This is a genomic window from Synechococcus sp. W60.1 (assembly GCF_047461575.1).
Classification (GTDB): Bacteria; Cyanobacteriota; Cyanobacteriia; order Thermostichales; family Thermostichaceae; genus Thermostichus.
The window spans coordinates 58,648-76,253 of sequence record NZ_JANSHL010000005.1 but is presented as its reverse complement, the minus strand read 5'-3'; the positions used below and the strand labels follow the sequence as shown (position 1 = coordinate 76,253).

Annotated in this window: 20 protein-coding genes and 1 tRNA gene; 13 read left to right on the top strand and 8 right to left on the bottom strand. The window is 57.3% G+C overall.

Features of this window, described 5'->3' with window-relative positions; genetic code table 11:
* Positions 1-429 precede the first annotated feature (429 nt).
* From NW805_RS06655 to NW805_RS06645, 3 genes are all read left to right on the top strand, one after another.
* Positions 430-708 (top strand): hypothetical protein, encoded by a 279-nt coding sequence (locus NW805_RS06655; RefSeq protein WP_414422042.1) that lies wholly within the window; start codon positions 430-432, stop codon positions 706-708.
* A gap of 60 nt (positions 709-768) precedes the next feature.
* Entirely contained in the window at positions 769-2,394 is a 1,626-nt protein-coding gene (locus NW805_RS06650) for a TM0106 family RecB-like putative nuclease (protein ID WP_414422041.1), read from the top strand.
* Between the two features lie 130 nt (positions 2,395-2,524).
* A complete protein-coding gene (locus NW805_RS06645) occupies positions 2,525-2,758 on the top strand; it encodes a hypothetical protein (protein WP_041436636.1) in 234 nt (77 codons plus the stop codon).
* Between the two features lie 169 nt (positions 2,759-2,927).
* Here the strand turns inward: NW805_RS06645 and NW805_RS06640 are convergent.
* The 3 genes from NW805_RS06640 to NW805_RS06630 form a co-directional block, all read right to left on the bottom strand.
* Positions 2,928-3,001 (bottom strand) — tRNA-Pro (locus tag NW805_RS06640).
* Positions 3,002-3,099: 98 nt separating this feature from the next.
* On the bottom strand, positions 3,100-3,513 hold the full coding sequence (locus NW805_RS06635) for an NfeD family protein (protein ID WP_414346738.1): 414 nt from the start codon (positions 3,511-3,513) through the stop codon (positions 3,100-3,102).
* Positions 3,514-3,603: 90 nt separating this feature from the next.
* Positions 3,604-3,843, bottom strand: a complete 240-nt coding sequence (locus tag NW805_RS06630; protein ID WP_011433611.1) for a hypothetical protein — start codon at positions 3,841-3,843, stop codon at positions 3,604-3,606.
* A 140-nt stretch (positions 3,844-3,983) separates the two neighbouring features.
* On the opposite strand from NW805_RS06630, the gene NW805_RS06625 reads away from it, so the two are divergent.
* Positions 3,984-4,178 (top strand): hypothetical protein, encoded by a 195-nt coding sequence (locus NW805_RS06625; protein ID WP_414342406.1) that lies wholly within the window; start codon positions 3,984-3,986, stop codon positions 4,176-4,178.
* Here the strand turns inward: NW805_RS06625 and NW805_RS06620 are convergent.
* From NW805_RS06620 to NW805_RS06610, 3 genes are all read right to left on the bottom strand, one after another.
* The gene (locus NW805_RS06620) at positions 4,154-5,236 is read right to left on the bottom strand and encodes an SAM-dependent methyltransferase (protein WP_414422040.1); all 1,083 of its coding nucleotides are present in this window, start codon (positions 5,234-5,236) and stop codon (positions 4,154-4,156) included. The genes NW805_RS06625 and NW805_RS06620 overlap by 25 nt on opposite strands.
* Entirely contained in the window at positions 5,233-5,835 is a 603-nt protein-coding gene (gene leuD, locus NW805_RS06615) for a 3-isopropylmalate dehydratase small subunit (protein WP_414342404.1), read from the bottom strand. Before leuD ends, NW805_RS06620 begins: the two co-directional genes overlap by 4 nt.
* Positions 5,836-5,942: 107 nt before the next feature.
* Positions 5,943-6,269: a phasin family protein gene (locus tag NW805_RS06610; protein ID WP_011433607.1), complete on the bottom strand. Its 327-nt coding sequence runs from the start codon at positions 6,267-6,269 to the stop codon at positions 5,943-5,945.
* A 42-nt stretch (positions 6,270-6,311) separates the two neighbouring features.
* Between NW805_RS06610 and NW805_RS06605 the strand changes: the two genes are divergently transcribed.
* Together NW805_RS06605 and NW805_RS06600 are read left to right on the top strand one after the other, a co-directional pair.
* A complete protein-coding gene (locus NW805_RS06605; RefSeq protein WP_414422039.1) occupies positions 6,312-6,650 on the top strand; it encodes a hypothetical protein in 339 nt (112 codons plus the stop codon).
* Positions 6,647-7,123 carry an urease accessory protein UreE gene (locus NW805_RS06600; RefSeq protein ID WP_414422038.1) on the top strand — a complete coding sequence of 159 codons (477 nt, stop codon included), beginning with the start codon at positions 6,647-6,649 and terminating at the stop codon, positions 7,121-7,123. Before NW805_RS06605 ends, NW805_RS06600 begins: the two co-directional genes overlap by 4 nt.
* Before the next feature lie 23 nt (positions 7,124-7,146).
* On the opposite strand, the gene NW805_RS06595 is transcribed toward NW805_RS06600, so the two are convergent.
* Positions 7,147-9,075: a S9 family peptidase gene (locus NW805_RS06595; protein ID WP_414422037.1), complete on the bottom strand. Its 1,929-nt coding sequence runs from the start codon at positions 9,073-9,075 to the stop codon at positions 7,147-7,149.
* Between the two features lie 370 nt (positions 9,076-9,445).
* Here NW805_RS06595 and urtA point away from each other — a divergent pair, with 370 nt between their 5' ends.
* From urtA to mnmH, 7 genes are all read left to right on the top strand, one after another.
* Positions 9,446-10,717 (top strand): urea ABC transporter substrate-binding protein, encoded by a 1,272-nt coding sequence (urtA, locus tag NW805_RS06590; protein WP_414422036.1) that lies wholly within the window; start codon positions 9,446-9,448, stop codon positions 10,715-10,717.
* Between the two features lie 104 nt (positions 10,718-10,821).
* Positions 10,822-11,979 carry an urea ABC transporter permease subunit UrtB gene (urtB, locus tag NW805_RS06585; protein WP_414422035.1) on the top strand — a complete coding sequence of 386 codons (1,158 nt, stop codon included), beginning with the start codon at positions 10,822-10,824 and terminating at the stop codon, positions 11,977-11,979.
* Positions 11,980-12,008: 29 nt separating this feature from the next.
* On the top strand, positions 12,009-12,500 hold the full coding sequence (locus NW805_RS06580; protein WP_414422034.1) for a DUF29 domain-containing protein: 492 nt from the start codon (positions 12,009-12,011) through the stop codon (positions 12,498-12,500).
* Positions 12,497-13,642, top strand: coding sequence for an urea ABC transporter permease subunit UrtC (urtC, locus tag NW805_RS06575; RefSeq protein ID WP_414422033.1), 1,146 nt, complete (start codon positions 12,497-12,499; stop codon positions 13,640-13,642). Before NW805_RS06580 ends, urtC begins: the two co-directional genes overlap by 4 nt.
* Positions 13,643-13,812: 170 nt before the next feature.
* Positions 13,813-14,580 carry an urea ABC transporter ATP-binding protein UrtD gene (urtD, locus tag NW805_RS06570; protein WP_414422032.1) on the top strand — a complete coding sequence of 256 codons (768 nt, stop codon included), beginning with the start codon at positions 13,813-13,815 and terminating at the stop codon, positions 14,578-14,580.
* A gap of 46 nt (positions 14,581-14,626) precedes the next feature.
* Positions 14,627-15,379, top strand: a complete 753-nt coding sequence (gene urtE, locus NW805_RS06565) for an urea ABC transporter ATP-binding subunit UrtE (protein WP_414382687.1) — start codon at positions 14,627-14,629, stop codon at positions 15,377-15,379.
* 219 nt (positions 15,380-15,598) lie between these two features.
* Positions 15,599-16,663 (top strand): tRNA 2-selenouridine(34) synthase MnmH, encoded by a 1,065-nt coding sequence (mnmH, locus tag NW805_RS06560; RefSeq protein ID WP_414422031.1) that lies wholly within the window; start codon positions 15,599-15,601, stop codon positions 16,661-16,663.
* Here the strand turns inward: mnmH and NW805_RS06555 are convergent.
* A complete protein-coding gene (locus tag NW805_RS06555; protein WP_414422030.1) occupies positions 16,656-17,459 on the bottom strand; it encodes a M55 family metallopeptidase in 804 nt (267 codons plus the stop codon). The two genes, mnmH and NW805_RS06555, sit on opposite strands and share 8 nt — an antisense overlap.
* Positions 17,460-17,606: the final 147 nt, after the last annotated feature.

The window sequence follows — 17,606 nt, the reverse complement described above, 5'->3', positions numbered from 1 at the left end:
CAAGGTTGGGGCCGTCGAAAGAGCTGTCACAGTCCGCTCCGGTAAAGTGTAAAGAAATCTTTATTCTCCAGCATACGCCAGCCGTGTCAGCAAGCTGCAGGTCTTATCAGGGATCCCTGCCCTTGGCAGTAGTTTATGCTATCCCTTCAAGTCTTCCGTGGCTGTGATCTCGTTCCCTGTGGTTTTTCTCCAAGCTCTGCAAAATAGTATACATTGCACCTGAAGGGTGAGTTACGTCCGCAGGGCAGGGCATGATCGTAACAGCAGATAGGGGAAGTCGCACTAAATAGCTAGTGCTGTATCTGTACGTATGGGTAACAATAAAGACACAAGCTTGAGCGGGCTGACTGTTCGGCTTGGGGCTTTTTCTTGGTGAAGTGACTTCCCTTCAGCGCCTACCGATAACCTCTACTAACCAATGTAAGGAAAATGCAGAGCAAAGACCGGTTCGACCAAATTGACTTCCGGCTGGATCGCCTGGTTGGGGCTGTGTTGACCCTGGCCGAGACCGTCAGCTTCGTCAAGGATGACCTAACCCATTTGAAAGCTGTTGTTCAACAACAGGTGCTGATATCCCAGGAGCAGAGCACTTGGCTGGGAGAGTTAAAGGCAATATGTCAACAGCAAGCCGATACAGCTCGTCGCCAATCTGAGACGATTGAGCGCATTATTGCCCATCTCCTGCCCACTCAGGATCCCAAGTCTTGAAGGATCAGAGGGCAACCTGGGGGCGTGCCACAATGGCAGCAGAGCTGAGGTTTTCCACCGTTGGAGTGCCAGGTTGCAGCAGCAGGACAGGGTTCTGTTGAGGCTGAGGAGCTGCTTGCTTTTTTTCGCTGCCGACGCTTGCCTTACCTGGATCGCTTTGGCCCTCAAGAGGCCAAGCTGCCGCCGGACAACCTGCTGGAGCAATGGCGGCGGGATCGCCAAGCCCTGGCAGCCGCTGTGTTTGAGCAATTCCCCGGAGAACGGGTTGCGCCGGGCAATGAAGCTCTCTTGGCAGCCATGGCCGACGGGGCGGAGCGGATCTACGGCGGACGGATTGCCGCAGAGCTGTTTTGGCAACCGCAGGAAGATCTCAACTGTACTGCTGAGGCAGAGCTGTTGCAGCTTGCTTCTGAACCTGTCCCTCACTCCTCCTCTCCAAGGGATCCCATCCCTGCCCCAGAAGACTGCGAGATGGTGCCCGCTCTTGCGTTGCCGCCTGAAGCTGTTCCAGAGAGACGTTCAGTTTGGGTGAGCAGCTCCCTGGATCTGCTGATTCGGGATCCCGCTCTCGTTGGCAGAAGTCGCCACGCCGCCCGATCCTCTTACCTGCCGGTTCATATTCGTATCGGCAAACGCCCCAAACCGGAATACGAATTGTTGCTGGCTTTGCAGGCAGAGTTGCTCGGATCCCTGCAGGGAAACGTTCCCAAGCGGGGCATTTTGATCCTGAAAGATGGGAAGTGGCACCCCGTCCACCTGAGCCGCCGACGAGCACAGGTGCGGCAATTGCTGCAGGAGTATCTGCACTCCCTCAACCAGCCGGAACCACCGCAGGTGTTCATGGCCCGCAGCCGCTGTCATCTTTGCCACTGGCGGGAGCATTGTCGCCAGTTGAACGCCGCCGCTCAACCCCTCAGCCTGCTGCCGGGCGTAACGGGATCCCGCTATCCCCTTTTGCAAGAGGCGGGGATCCACTCGATTGAAGCCCTGGCCAACGCTCAGTTGGATAGGTTGCAAGCCATTCCCAAGTTGGGATCCGGCGTGGCCCTGCAACTGCAGCTGCAAGCCCGTGCCACCCTCAGCCGGCAGCCCCTCTGGATTCAATCCCCCCCGCAAACCCTGCCCACCACACCTGTAGAGCTGTACTTCGATATCGAGGCGGATCCCCGCCACAACGTCGCCTATCTGCTGGGCCTGCTGGTGGTGGAGCAAGCCGAGGGGAAAAAGGTTACAAGCTATCACAGTTGCCTGGCCGCCGACCCGCAGGAAGAAAGGCAAGCTTGGGAGCAATTCTTGCAACTGGCACAACGCTATCCTGACGCTCCCATCTACCACTTTCACGGCTTTGAAGTGCAGACCTGCCGACGGCTGGGGGAGCAGTACCGCACGGATCCCCGACAAGTGCGCCAGTTGTTGCAGCGCTTTGTGGATTTACAGGCCTGGGTGCAACGCTCGGTGGTGCTGCCGATCGAGAGCTATTCCCTGAAAAACATCGCCCGCTGGTTGGGGTTTCAGTGGCGTCTGCCGGATGCCAATGGCGCCCAGTCCATTTATTGGTATAGTCAATGGCTGGAAACTCGGGAGCGCAGATATTTGGAGCACTCGCTTATCTACAACGAGGATGACTGCCGGGCTACCCACCGCCTAAAAGACTGGCTGTCCCAAGGAGTCCTCCATGCCGAATGATGCGAATAAATTGACAAAGACGGCCTATCCCCAGCCGCAAATGCCGCAGCTTGCGCCGCCAGTCTTGTGGCCAGTTGCTGAGGTTTCGTTTAGAATCAGGCAGGACTGTTTAGTTTATCAGGGGAATCCCATGCTGTTGAAATCTCATGAATCTCCTCGCCATCAGGGCAGAAACCGTCGCGGTCGTGGGGGATCGGCACGCAAGCGCCAACTGGACAAACGGAACCGCGCCTTGATGCAACGATTACGACAACGAGAGCAAGCTCTCAACTCTCGATCTTCTCGGCAGGGGCAAGTTAACCCTGCCTTTTTTGTGCTTGCTTCTCCTTGGCCTGGCTACGAGGGATCCCGCTTGGCTGCCTGATCCGCCCATTTCTTTCATGGCATCGAAGAATCGAAGAGTTTGCTTCTTGCGCCTTCAAGACAAAGACTGCACCCCTGCCGATAGATGCGGGTTTTGGCTGCGGGGCTCTGGATAGGTGGGAAACTCTCGGTCAATAGCGTAAACGGCTCAATTCCCGTCGCAGTCAGGATCGGGATGACAGGATTTGAACCTGCGGCCCTCTGCTCCCAAAGCAGATGCGCTACCAAGCTGCGCTACATCCCGGCTTAGCTTTTGTGATTATGCCAGATCCCCGCCTCTGATGCACACCCAAGCAGGGATCCCTCCCTCAAGGCAACAAGGGAAACAAACATTTGTCCAGGTCAGGACTTGAGCATCTTGGCCGGCATGACAATGAGGGTATTCCCCTGTCGCTCCACCACGTAGAGCTCCTGCCCGGCTTGGATTTCCAGGTTGGGAATGCTGCACTTGGCGTTCCAGGTGGAACCCAGATAAGAAACCCGCCCCCGTTCGCCTGGGGGAATGGGGGTGATTGCCCGCGCCTCGCGAGATTCCTCTACCTGAACCGATCCATGGGGCACCAGACGGCGGCTGAGGATAATCAACACCACCGATGCCCCAATCCAGCTGGCAAATTGTACCCAGATCGGCAGCCCCAAATAAGCCAAAAGCCCCGCCAAGAGCGCCGCCAGCCCCACCGAGCCGGCAACCAATTCTGGCAAAAACAATTCGGCAGAAATTAGGACTAACCCGATGATGATCCAAGGCCAAACCATAGAATCCAGGGATCCCACCTAACTCAGTATGGCTCAAAACCCCTGGATCCTCAGCAGGGATCCCTTGTCCTTAGGGAGACTGGTTGGGGCTTACCCGCCCAAGCGGTAATTCTCCAAAAACTGCAGGGGATCCATCTCTTCCTGAGGGGAGCTTTTGGGTAGGTTCTTGGATTCGGCAATCCGCATCAAGGTCTCCCAGTCGGTGCTCATGACAAAGGCCACGGCTTGGCGAGCCGCCTCTCGGTGGGGGCAGTCCTCTCCCAAGACACAGCCATCTCGACAGAGGGTGGCGCAATCGTGCGCAGTGCTCCTGGGATCCGGGCCAGCCATGATGTCTTCCTCTCGGTGGGTTTCACGTTTTCTTTAGGATACCTGAAGAGAATCTTGCGCTTGCAGGAGATTTGGGTCAGGGCGGGTAGCTTGGATGAGGAGATGAGGCGACAAGACCTGTTCAAGCGCAGAGGAGCCTTATGGAGTTTTCGCAATTGCAAGCGCTGGTGGATCGAGCGCTGGAAGACAAAAAGCTCACCCGCACAGAGGTGGATCAAATCGTCAGCGCCATCCGGGCCGACGGCAAAATCTCCCCTGAGGAGATGGGCTTGCTGGAGTCCATTCGCGAAATGGTGCTCCGTCGGGAGATTCAGGTGGTGGAAACGGCAGATTGAGGGGCAGGGATCCCCTGTTGCAAGTAGAGGGTGACTTCGCTGCGATTGTGAAACAGGTGGCGGGCTCTCACCAGGGGGAAGGCACTACCCAAAATCTCCAGACTTTGCCGCAGCACCCGCAGGCGGTGTTGGTGGGGTAGCTTCAGGGTCATCACAGCTCTCCCCTGTGGCTCCAGATGGGGAGCAAAAGCCACCATCAGGTGGGCGGAAGCCGGGCCATCCATGCGCATGTCGTTGAGGATGAGGTGAAACCGGCCTGGGCCACGGGCCAGGTAGGCTTGGGCGCTGAGGCGATGGTGGCAGATCCCCGGATCTTGGCTGAGGCGCTCGTGCAAGTCCCCCGGATCCACTGCTGTGACCTGCTGGCCATATAGGCGCAAAATGCGCGACCATCCCCCCGGTGCTGCCCCCAGATCCAGAGCCTGTCCCCCTGGCACCAAGGGAATCTGAAACACCTGGATGGCCTCCAGCAGCTTAAACTCGGAGCGGCTGATTTGCTCTGGATCCCGCCGAAAGCGATGGATCCCACCGGCCCAGTTGGAGAGGTTCTGGGCAGCCAAGGATAGGCCCAGCCAAGCGCGAATGCCCATCGGTTGAGCCAGGATCACCACCGAGATCACCTGCTGTGGGTCTTTGACCTCCAGGGGGGATCCCACCGCTGCCATCACCTGTTCGGCCAAGGTTTCATTGACCTGGAAGGGCTTGAGAGCCGGCCCTCCAAACAGGCGCGTCTGAACCGAAAAGCTGAGGGTGGGGTCAATGGCTGCCAACATTTCCCCATCAAGGCGCAATTCAACTGGGGATCCCCCAGATAGCCGCCGTTCTTGGTGAATGGGGCAGATGTGGCGCAAAAAAATGGGCGGGTCAGCTTGCCAAGCCCCAGCCAGGTCGGCAAATGAGCGTTGGCTGCACACCCATACCAAGCCAGGTGCTTCCTTTAGCCGCTGCACGGCAGCCTCTGGATCCGCAGCTTCTATCTCCCGGATCGCCAAATCCAGAAAATCTGGGTCAGCACTGCCCAGCCATGTATGGGTATCAGGGGGGAGAGGATTGCTCAACGGGCTCGCTGCCAACGCACGTAGGGTAAAGAAGCGGCTACTTGCTGAATCTGGGCTTGGGCGGCCAGCAGTTGTCCTGTGGCGTCCCAGGTGCCCTGCACCAGCATTTGCCAGGCTCCCTGGGGGATCTCCACAGCAGCGGTATTTGCCTCCCAGCGCACCTGTTTGTTGGGCAGATCCAGCGTCAACTGGAGCTGGGGATTTTCCGCCACCGCCTTCTGCAGGGCTTGAATCACAGCCGGGGGTGCCGTAACACAAGGGATCCCTAGAGCCAAGCAGTTGCCGAAGAAGATCTCGGCAAAGCTTTCGCCAATGAGGGCGCGGATCCCCCATTTGGCCAGCGCTTGGGGGGCATGCTCCCGGCTGGAGCCACAGCCAAAATTGGCATTGACCACGAGGATCTGGGCTCCCTGGTACTGGGGTTGATCGAAGGGGTGTTGGCCGGGATCCTGGGCGCGGTCGTCGGCAAACACGTGCTGGCCCAAGCCGTCGAAGGTGACGCACTTCAAAAAGCGGGCCGGGATAATCCGATCGGTGTCGATGTCGTTGCCCAGCAGGGGGATCCCTCGGCCTGTGACGGTCAAAACTTCGCTTGACATGGGAACTTGATGAATTCTCCCAGAGAGGACTTCAGGGTATCGCAACGTTCGGCAAAACCCTGCCCAACGGCAAAGGAAAGCCGGCAAAAGGGGAAGGCTCAGCTCGGCTACCGACGGTAAACCTGATTTTCCAAATTGCGCACCTGCCGCTCCAGCCGATCCAGCCGCCCGCGCAGCTCGTCCATTTCCGATTGGCGGGGCACGCCCAGATCCTGCAGGACGTTGCGCACCTGCCGCTGAACGTAGGATTCAAAGTTACTCTGCTCGGCCTTCACCTGGTTGAGCAGGTTGTTGATGACATTGGATGCCTCTTCTGGGTTGAGCTGCCCCTTCTGCACCAAGTCGTCGGCAGCCTTTCTCAACTGTTCTGCCAGCAGAGTGGTTGTGCCCACGCCCATTAGCAAGAGCTGACGTAAGATACTGTTGTTGTCCAATGCTGCCCTCCAAAGGACGCTTCGCGAACGGTACGGGCCTCCATGACTACCCATTTTCCTCAGTTTGCCCTCAACTTCGCAACCGGCTCGGCCAGTTTCTCCCTTTCGCCTGAGGCGGCACAACAATGGCACAAGGCTCTGCAAATCCTCTTGGAGCGACTCAAGATCCGTTCCCGACAGCAGCCTCAGGAGCCGGTTGAGTTTCGTTACCCTACTGAAGATTTCAGCTTGGAGATGTTCTGCAACCCCAACATCTGGGCTGGCCCCCACGCAGCCAAGGTGCTGGTGACTCTGAAAACCAAGGTGCTGCGCCTTTCCACCGAAGTGGAGTTCTCTCGCCTTCAAGAAGACCTCAGCCAATATCTGGAGTCTCTGGCATGAGCGAAGATCCCCATGCTGCAGGAGAGGATCCCGCGGCCATTACGGTGACGCAACTGCTGGACGAGCCGCCAGAGGGGATCCCCGGCCACTTGGAAGTGGTTGCCCTCACTTGGCACGACCGCCAGCGATCCCGGCAACGGCTGGTGAGCGACTGGGGCACCGAGATCCAGCTGATGCTGCCCCGCGGCACCCATCTTCACGATGGGGATCTGCTCTATGCGGATGCGCAGCGACACATTCGGGTCAGAGCCCAACCCGAACCGGTGCTCTTGATTCAACCTGAAAACCCCATCCAGATGGGCCAAGTGATTCATCAACTGGGCAACTGGCACCGTCCGGCCCACGTTTCCCCCCAAGGGCAGATCCTGGCGCTGGCCGATGATCCGCTGCAGGACTGGCTGGCCCACATGGGGATCCCGTTTCGGTTGGAGATGGCTGTCTTCGAGCCCAACCTGTTGGCCCACAGCCATTAATTCGACCCATTGAGCAGTCATCATCAGGTGTCTAGGTTTTCGATCCGAACCGGCTCAAGAGGTTCTGCCAGCGGAAACCCCAACACCTGGGCATAAAAGTAAAGCTCTGCCTCCAAAGCCCGTTTGATGTTGGCCGCCTGGCGAAAGCCGTGTTGCTCTCCCTCGAAGGGCACATAGGCCACCGGGATCCCTTTGGCCCGTAGGGCTGCCACCATCCTCTCCGCCTGATTGGGGGGCACGATGGCGTCTTCCAACCCTTGGAAGAAGATAACCGGACAATTGAGGCCCTCCAGGTGATGAATGGGGGAACGCTCCCGGTAGAGATCCCGCCGCTCTGGGTAGGGGCCAATGAGGCTGTCCAAGTAGCGAGACTCGAACTTGTGGGTCTCCTGGGCCAGGGCTTCTAGATCGCTCACCCCGTAGTAGCTGGCACCTGCTCGGAAGACGGCGTGGAAGGTCAAGGCCGCCAACGTGGTATAGCCGCCAGCGCTGCCCCCTTGAATGAGCAGCCGTTCCCCATCCACCTTGCCCTGTTCTGCCAAAAATTGGGATCCGGCGATGCAATCTTCCACATCTACCAGGCCCCACCGGCCTTTGAGAGCATCCCGATAGGCACGTCCGTAGCCGCTGCTGCCCCGGTAGTTCACATCCAAAACGGCAATCCCCCGACTGGTCCAGTATTGGATCCCCAGGTTGAGCACGGCTGCCGTCGCCCCGGTGGGCCCGCCGTGGCTTTTCACCAGCAGGGGTGGCTTTTCGCCAGCAGGGGCAACAAAGTCTCGGTTTTTGGGGGGATAGAAGAAGGCGTAGGCCACTTCCTTGCCGCCACCGGTGGGAAAAACAATGGGCTCTGGGATCGACAGATAGTCGGGATCCACCGCCACGCTGCTGGAACGGGCCACCACCTCCACTTGGCTGGAGGGTAAGTCTAGGCAGACCAAGGCAGTGGCTTCCGTCGGGGATCCGGCCAGGAAAGCGGCTTTTTCCCCACTCACCTGCAAACCGCTGATCTGGGTGTAGGGCAAGGGGATCCCTGCCAACTGTCCTGAATGGAGATCCAGATAAGCCAGATGAGACAGCCCGTCTTGTTCATAACAGGCCAGGATGCGCCCATCGCCACAGAAGCCGTAGGTGCTCAGGCCAAACACCCACTGCGGCTCTCCAAACTCCGCTTCCATAGGGCAGAGGGGAATGGGGCCCTGGGGATCCCAGCGATAGAGGTTCCACCAGCCGCTGCAATCGGAAACAAAGTAGAGATCCCCCTCCGGTGACCACTGGGGCTGGAAGATCGACTCGGCAGGGCCACCGGCTAGCTTTTGAGGTTCTCCCAAGCTGCCGTCAGGGTTCACCTCAGACCGCCACAGCTCTGTGCCGTCCCAGGGCATTTGGGGGTGATCCCAGGTCAGCCATACCAAGGTCTGGCCGTCTGGACTGAGGCGCGGGCTGGCGTAGAAGTCGTGCCCAGAAGCCAAAATCTGCTGGGATCCACTTGCTAAGTCAATCGAGACAAGGCTGTTTTCCGGCTCTCCCTGGCGGCTGTGATCCTCCCGCACACAGAGGATGCGTCCACGCGCCCGATCCACCACCCCGTCGGCGTAGCGATAGGGGCCTGCTTCCGTCAGGGGCTGGGGATCTGAACCCGGCAGCAGGCGGTAGAGCCGTTGGTCAGCGAAGTTGCAAAAATACACTACCCCTGCCGACACCCAATAAGCTCCACCCCCATACTCATGCACCCGTGTCCGCACATTGAAAGGTGCCGGTGTCAGCTCCACCAGGATCCCGTCGGCAGAGCGCCGCATCAACACATTGCGCCCTTTTTCTTGCGGGCGGCCCTCCGTCCAGTAGAGATCCCCCTGATCCCAAACCATCTGTCCCAAGCGCAGGGATCCCGTCACCACTAGGTCAGCGGTAATCGGGGATCGCCAAGATCCATAGCCGGCCTGCTGCACCATAGGCTGTTAATTCTCCACCCCAGAACCCCTATTATGCCGGGAGCAAGGGATCCCTGCCTCTGCCTGCAGCCTGCGGGGAAAGGGCTCGGATTCTGGGAAAAGGTATCCCGCGATACAATTCTCTCCGGGCCGAATGGGTTTGATGGAACACGTTAAGGCAACAGGGACGCACGACGCTTTCTCGACTGCAGGATTATCCTTTTCCTCTGTTGATGTTGGGAAGGCATTCGGTGAAAGCCTCAGCCGACTGCAGTTGGGCAAATTTAACACATGGGCGAGGTGATGAGCTAAGTGCTTCCCTCTGTTGGCCGGGCTGCTGCAACTGTACTTCTTAACACCCTTTGCACTCACTTCGTTTCGGAGATCACCGATGGCTCAATTTAATCGTCGTCAAGTGCTGAAAATGGGCGCTCTGGCTGGAGCCGGGGCGGCCCTGGGGCCGCAGATCTGGGTGAAGCGGTCTGTGCCCGCCTACGCCCAGGGAGAGACCATTCGCGTTGGCATTTTGCACTCCCTCAGCGGCACCATGGCCATTTCGGAAACCAGCGTGGTGGATGCGGAAAAGCTGGCCATCAAAGAGATCAATGCCGCCGGTGGGGTTTTGGGCAAGCAGATCGAGCCGATTATCGAGGATGGCGCTTCCGATTGGCCAACCTTTGCGGAGAAAGCCACCAAATTGATCGATGTGGACAAGGTGGCAACGGTATTCGGCTGCTGGACTTCGGCCAGTCGCAAAGCCGTGTTGCCGGTGTTTGAATCCAAGCAGCACCTGCTCTGGTATCCCGTGCAGTACGAAGGACAAGAGTGCTCCAAAAACATCTTCTACACCGGCGCTGCCCCCAACCAGCAGATCGAGCCTTCGGTGGAATGGCTGCTCAAGAACAAGGGCAAAGAGTTCTTCCTGGTGGGATCCGACTATGTGTTCCCCCGCACGGCCAACACCATCATCAAGGCCCAGTTGGAAGCCCTGGGGGGCAAAGTGGTGGGTGAAGACTATCTGCCTTTGGGCAACACAGAAGTTACCCCCATCATCAGCAAGATCCGGGCCGCTCTTCCCAATGGCGGTGTGATCTACAACAGCTTGAACGGCGACAGCAACGTGGCCTTTTTCAAACAGTTGAAAGGGGCAGGGCTGGGGCCAGATCGCTATCCTTCCATGTCCGTCAGCATTGCTGAAGAAGAGGTACAGGCCATCGGCCCCGAATTCTTGGAAGGGCACTTCGCCGCCTGGAACTACTTTATGACGGTGGATACGCCTGCCAACAAGAAGTTTGTGGAAGCTTTCAAGGCAGAATACGGCCAAAACCGCGTCACCAACGACCCGATGGAAGCCGCCTACATCATGGTTTACATCTGGAAGCAGGCGGCAGAAAAAGCGGGAACGGTGGAGATCGACGCCGTGCGGCAGGCAGCCTACGGCCAGACCTTCGATGCCCCTGAAGGCTTGGTAACCATGAACACCAACCACCACCTGACCAAATATGTGCGGATCGGCCAGGTGCGCTCCGATGGCTTGTTTGATGTCATCTTTTCTACGGATGCCGTGGAACCACAGCCCTGGAACCAGTTTGTGGCAGAGACCAAGGGCTTTGCCTGCGATTGGTCAGATCCGGCCAAGGGCGGTCGCTACAAAGTCAGCTAGTCCTGGCCAGAGCTGGGATCCCTTGCCGTTTGGATAGGGTCGGGGATCCCGCCTAGATGCTCGGTTAGCCTCCCTAGTTTAGTTGGAAGGAGGATCCCCTGCCGATGACCTTGCTCTTGGATAGCTTGTTTAACGGCCTTAGCATCGGCACCGTCTTGCTGATAGCCGCTCTGGGCTTGGCTATTGTTTTCGGCCTCATGGGGGTCATCAACATGGCCCATGGGGAGCTGATGATGTTGGGGGCCTACACCACCTTCGTCGTGCAAAATGCTTTCCGGCCACTGGGGGATCCCTGGCGGGATCTGTATATCTTCCCGGCTTTGGTGGCAGCCTTTGCCGTCACTGCTCTGGTAGGGCTGGCCTTGGAGCGGGGGGTGATCCGCTTTTTGTATGGCCGACCGCTGGAAACCCTTCTGGCCACCTGGGGCGTGAGCCTGATCCTGCAGCAGTTTGTGCGCAGCGTCAATTGGGTGCTGGCTTTCCGCTTGGGGGCCTTCGCGGTGCTCTTTTTCGGCGGCTGGTGGCTTTTGTCCAGGCGGGCGGATTGGCCGCGTCTCAAGGGGTGGACGCTGGCGCTGCTGTTGGTGCTCTCCACGGCCATTGCATCGGTGGGGGGGCGGGTGCTGGCGCAAACCTATGCTTTGGCGGTTACCCAGCCTTGGTTCGGCGCCCAGAACAAAGACGTGACGGCTCCCCGGTGGCTGGGGGGTGGGATCCCGGTGGGCAACCTGTTTTTGCCCAATACCCGCCTGTTTATCATCGCCCTCACCATCCTCTGCATCCTGGGGCTGTACTTCTTCTTGCAACGCACCCGCTGGGGGCTGCGCATCCGGGCGGTTACCCAAAATCGGGCCATGAGCGCCTGTGTAGGGATCCCCACGCAAAAGGTGGATGCCCTTACCTTTGCCATCGGTTCGGGTCTGGCGGGAGTAGCCGGCGTGGCGGTCAGCCTGCTGGGATCCGTGGGGCCGAACACCGGCCAGAACTACATCGTGGATACCTTTATGGTGGTCGTCGTGGGGGGTGTTGGTAAGCTCTTGGGCAGCATTGTGGCAGCACTTGGGATCGGAGTTGCCAACTTTGTCATCGGTTCAGGGACGCTGGCTTTGATCTTTCCCAACGTACCCATCCTGACCGATACCCTCAACTTTTTTGCCACCACCAGCATGGCCAAAGTAATGGTCTTTGCTTTGATCGTGGCCTTTCTGCAGGTGCGACCCCGTGGCCTTTTCCCCGAAAAAGGTCGTATGGTGGATGCCTAAGGAAGCCGTTTCGTTTGCTGAGGGATCCCATGTCTCAAGCCCTGGAGTCAGACCCCGCCATCGGTCTTTACGATCGGGATTTCTACCTCTGGATCCTGGATACGGCAGAGCGTCTCAAGAAGCGAGACTTTGACCATCTGGATCTGAACCATCTCATTGACGAGGTAGAGAGCTTGGGCCGCTCCGAAAAACGAGAGATCCTCAACCGAGCAGAGATTCTGCTGCAGCACCTGCTCAAGCGATGCTATCCACCCCAGCCCGAGAACTATCGAGGATGGGAATTGATCGTTCGCGAGCAATGGCGGCAGCTCCAGCGTAACCTGCGAGACTCCCCCAGTTTGAGCCAAGTGCTGTTGGAAAACCTGCCAGAACTGTTGCAAGAGACGGCGGAGACGGTTCAGTTGGAATACCCTGACTCAAGGATCCCTAGCCAGTTGCCTGTGGAACTGACGCTATCGGCTCTCTTGAGCGAATCTTTCTGGTTAGATCCCCCATCTTCTACTCCCTCACACAGCCCATGAAACTGGTTCATCCCCCCCGTGCTGACCATGAAGTGGCCGTTCCCGCTGCCGGTCGGGATCCCAATCCTTCTCGCAAGCTCTTGTGGGAAGCAGGGATCCTTCTTCTCGTAGCCCTGACCTTGATCTTTGGAGTCCCCACTGTATTGTCCAGCTTTCGGTTAAACCTACTGGGACGGTTTCTGGCTCTCAGCATTGTGGCTTTGGGGATCGACCTCATCTGGGGCTATACCGGCATGCTTAGCCTGGGACATGGGGTGTTCTTTGCCTTGGGGGGCTACGCTCTGGGGATGCACCTGAAGTTGCAATTGCCGGAAGGTCAGATACCGGAGTTTTTCAGCCTCTATGGGGTAACGGAATTGCCCTGGTTTTGGTACCCCTTTTATTCTTTTCCGTTCACGGTTGTTGCTGTTGTCTTGATCCCGGCTTTGGTGGCAGCAGCCCTGGGATATTTGGTGGTGAGAAATCGCATTCGAGGGGTTTATTTCTCCATTCTAACTCAGGCCACCACGATTATTTTCTTTAACTTCTTCAACGGCCAACAGCGCTTAATCAACGGCACCAACGGCCTGACCAACTTCCAGACTTTGTTTGGCCTAGATGTCAACTCGTCCGAAATGCGCTTTGCTGTCTATGTCACTACAGTTCTGGCGGTGGTTTTGGCTTACCTTCTCTGTCGTTGGCTCACCAGCGGCTTATTCGGTCGGATCCTGGTAGCCATTCGAGATGACGAGCCACGGGTTCGTTTTTCCGGCTACGATCCCACCGGCTTTAAAGTTCTGGTGTTTGCCGTGTCTGCTGCCCTGGCGGGTGTTGCCGGAGCTTTGTTTACCTTGCAAACTGGGATCATCTCTCCCAATGCGATGGCCGTTCCCTTTTCCATTGAGATGGTAATCTGGGTGGCGGTGGGCGGTCGGGCCAGTTTGGTGGGGGCGGTGCTGGGGGCTCTGTTGGTTAACTTTGCCAAGAGCTTGCTGAGCGAAAATTTTCCCGAAATTTGGTTGTTTTTCCAAGGGGGATTGTTCCTGCTGGTGGTGCTGGTGTTGCCGGATGGACTGGTGGGTTGGGTGCGCACCCAAGGCAGGCAGCTTTGGGTCACTGTCCAGCTTTGGCGCAGGCGTTTGGCAAATACTTCTCCAGCCTAAATCTGGCTTTCTCTTGAGGATGTCAGTTATGTGCAAGATATAAGTTTAAGGTAAGAGGATCCCATGGGTGAGCCAGCGATGCCAAGTTTCCTCTCCTATTTGATGGGTTTATTTGATGGGTTGAGAATCCGGTTTGACCTTTGGCCTTTCCGTTCTTGGATGTGATCCCTATGCTCACTGCAGCTCCCACCGCCACCCGACAAATTTTACAAACTCAGGATCTCACCGTCAGCTTTGATGGCTTCAAGGCTTTGGACAGGCTGAACTTCTCTCTGGAGGAAGGGGAGCTGCGGGTGGTCATCGGCCCCAATGGGGCAGGCAAGACTACGTTTCTCGATGTGCTGACGGGCAAGGTTAAGCCTACTCGAGGATGGGTGCTGTTCAAAGGAAAGGATCTGGCCAAGCTCAAGGAACACGAGATCTCGATTTTGGGTGTTGGGCGCAAGTTTCAGACGCCGCGGGTCTATCAAAACTTGAGCGTGCGAGAAAACTTGGAGCTATCCCTCAACCCTGACAAAAGGGTTTTTTCCACCCTACTTGGCAAAAAGCATCTGCGACAAGAAACGGATGCTCTTTTGGAAACCATTGGCCTCAGCCGTAAGGATCGGGTTCCGGCAGGGCTGCTTTCCCACGGAGAAAAGCAATGGCTGGAGATCGGCATGGTGATTGCTCAAGATCCGGATTTGCTGCTGCTGGATGAATGCGTGGCCGGGATGACGGACAAAGAAACAGAAGCTACAGGAGAGTTAATTCAATCCTTAGCCCAAAGCCACACCATTTTGGTGATCGAACATGACATGGTGTTTGTCCGACAAATTGCCCGCAAGGTTACCGTTTTACACCAAGGCTCGGTGCTGTGCGAAGGTACCTTTGAGGATGTGAAAAACGACCCGCGAGTGATTGAGGTCTATCTCGGATCCCACAAGGGGAAAAACTAAGCAAAGAGGCTATAGTTCTGTATCTAGTCGACTCATGCGCAGGCCTATGAATACGGAAAACGCGACCGCAACACAAAACTTATCCCGAGATGGATCCGGGCCTCTCCTGGAGGTCTCCAACTTGAGGGTTTACTATGGTCAGAGTTTAATTGTAAAGGATCTCTCTTTTAAGATCTTTCCCGGCCAAGCGGTCTGCCTTCTGGGCCGCAATGGCATGGGCAAAACCACCACGCTTAAAGCCCTGATGGGGCTTCTGAAAGACTGCACAGGCAAAATTGCTTTTGAGGGCCGTCCTATCAACCATTACCCTCCCAATTGGCGAGCCCGTGCCGGTATCGGCTATGTGCCCCAAGGTCGAGAGATATTTCCCCGCCTAACGGTTGAGGAAAACCTGCTGGTGGGGCTAGAAGCGGCACCGGACAGAGAACGGATCATACCTGAGTTTGTCTATGACCTATTCCCAATTCTGCGTTCTTTTCTTAAACGGCTGGGTGGGGATTTGAGCGGTGGGCAGCAGCAGCAACTGGCCATCGCCAGAGCTTTGGTGGCAGAGCCCAAACTTTTGCTCCTGGATGAGCCTACAGAAGGGATCCAACCCTCCATCATCATCGAGATTGAAGAAGCCATCACCCGTATTCAAAAGGAGCGGGGCGTTTCGGTGTTGCTGGTGGAGCAGTATTTTGAGTTTGCCCAAAGTCTGGCCGATTACTTTTATCTTATGGAAAATGGATCCCTTATCATGGAGGGGCCGACTGACCAAATGGACGAAGAAAAAGTCCGAGCTCACCTTTCTATCTGAGGTGGCACCTGGAGAGCCTGAAAACCTCTATAACTTTTTTGAGAGCGGCAAATGGCATCCTGCATGTTCCAGAGACCTTGCCTAAACTTCTGGAAAAGCGAGAAGTCCACCTGCGAGGGGATAGGCTAGGGTTAGCCCTGGGCTTCCTTGAGCAGCAGCGTTGGCTAAGCTAGAAACTGTTCAAGATTGCGCTAGCTTGCCATTTCCATCCACAGGTTTGTGTCTCCTCCGATTCACTTCACTGCAGAGCCCTGGCTGCACACCTACAGCGAAATTATCGATGTGCGCTCTCCGGCAGAGTTCGCAGAGGATCATTGGCCGGGAGCCATCAACTTGCCTGTACTCTACGATACAGAACGGGCGGAGGTGGGCACGCTCTACAAGCAGGTGGATCCCTTTACAGCCCGCAAACGAGGGGCAAGCTTGGTGGCCCAGAACATCAGTCGCCACTTGCAAACCCATTTTGCCGATAAAGATCGCGATTACCGACCCCTAATCTACTGCTGGCGGGGAGGGCAGCGCTCTGCCAGCTTGGCATTGGTGTTGTCCCAGGTGGGCTGGCAGGTTACGGTTTTGCAAGGTGGCTACAAAACCTACCGGGCCTGGGTGCGCCGACAGCTGCAGATCTTGCCCCAGGAATTTACCTACCGAGTGCTCTGCGGGTCAACAGGGAGTGGCAAAACCCAGTTGCTTGACTATCTGCGCCAACAGGGATCCCAAGTTCTCGATCTGGAAAAGCTGGCCTGTCACCGGGGATCCCTCCTGGGGGCCGAGTGGGGGGTGCCGCAGCCCAGCCAGAAGAGCTTTGAAAGTCAACTGGTGCAGGTTTTTCTCCAGTGGGATCCCGCCAAGCCAGTCTGGGTGGAGGCTGAGAGTGCCAAAGTGGGCCAGCTCCATCTGCCGCCTGCCCTTTGGCAAGCCCTTACCCAAGCCGACTGTGTCGAAGTGCAGTTGCCTCTAGAGGAGCGGGTGAAGGGGTTAATCGCCCACTATCCCCACTGGATTGCTCACCCCCAAGCGCTAAAGGGGAAATTGCTGCCTCTGAAGTCCCGTCTTGGCCAGGCCCGCCTGCAGCGTTGGTTTGAGCTGATCGACGCCCAAGACTGGCCGCAGTTTGTGCAGGAGTTGCTGGAGCAGCACTACGACCCCACCTATCGACACGGGCTGCAGCAAAACTTCAATCGCCTTCGGGCCCGGATTGAGCTGTCTGACCTTTCCGAGACCAGCCTCAGGGAAGCTGCTGCTCGCCTCATCCAGATGCCGCTTGGATCCCTGGCTAGGTGAGCACGATAAACTCCAAAGCCCGCAACACCTCAAACCACTCGGAAACTTCCAGCCGAACCGTGGAATCGGCAATCCACTGGCAGCCGGGATAAAAAGACTTGCGGTAGGCCCGAGCGGGATTCTTGTAGTCCACTTCCAATTGAAAGTGATCCGGCAGTGGGCGAGGACGGTAGGCCGACAGCCGCCTCAGGGATCCCTCTACACCTTGGCGGATGGCCTGTAGAACCTGCTGCGGATGTGGCGTAATGACCGACTGGCCTATCCCTTTGTGGGTGACCACCGTCTCGATGTGGGCGTCATAAGCTTTCGCTGCGGCACACACCTCCGCATCTCCGGCTACAAACACAACTGGGACTCCCTCATAGGCAGCCGTGAGGCTGACCAGGTGAAACTCGGCGATGGCCTGGCCGTTCAGCCGGATTTGGCTAACTTCGGTGGTGTAGGTGTGGGCGAGGGGGTTGGCAGCAGAACCGGCGCGGGCATGATAGCCGATCAAGATCAGGGCATTGTAACTGCGATCCAGCTCTTGCACCATACAGTAGGGGTGGCCGCTCCAGCCGCGGATGAGTTGCACCGGCTCCGGCAACCGTTCGGGGATGAGGTTCCGCCCGGAGTCATGGGCATCTTTGACTGTGATCTGCGTGGCTCCGGCAGCCAGGGATCCCTCACAAGCCGCGATCACTGCTCGGGTCATCTGCTCTCGGAATGCCTCGTAACCCGGCTGGCCGATGGTGGCCTCATCCCAATGGCTGATGCCGGCGATCCCTTCAATATCGGCACTGATATAGACCTTCATGCTTGGCTCAGTAGACTCAGCATTGGATTCTGTTGGGCTTCATCCACCCTCGGATGCCGCTCAGCATCGCTCTGGGCAAGGGATCCAAGCCGTTATTTCCCTTGCGAAAATTGCCCCCGGCTCTGCTGTGGATCCCTTCCCTGTTTT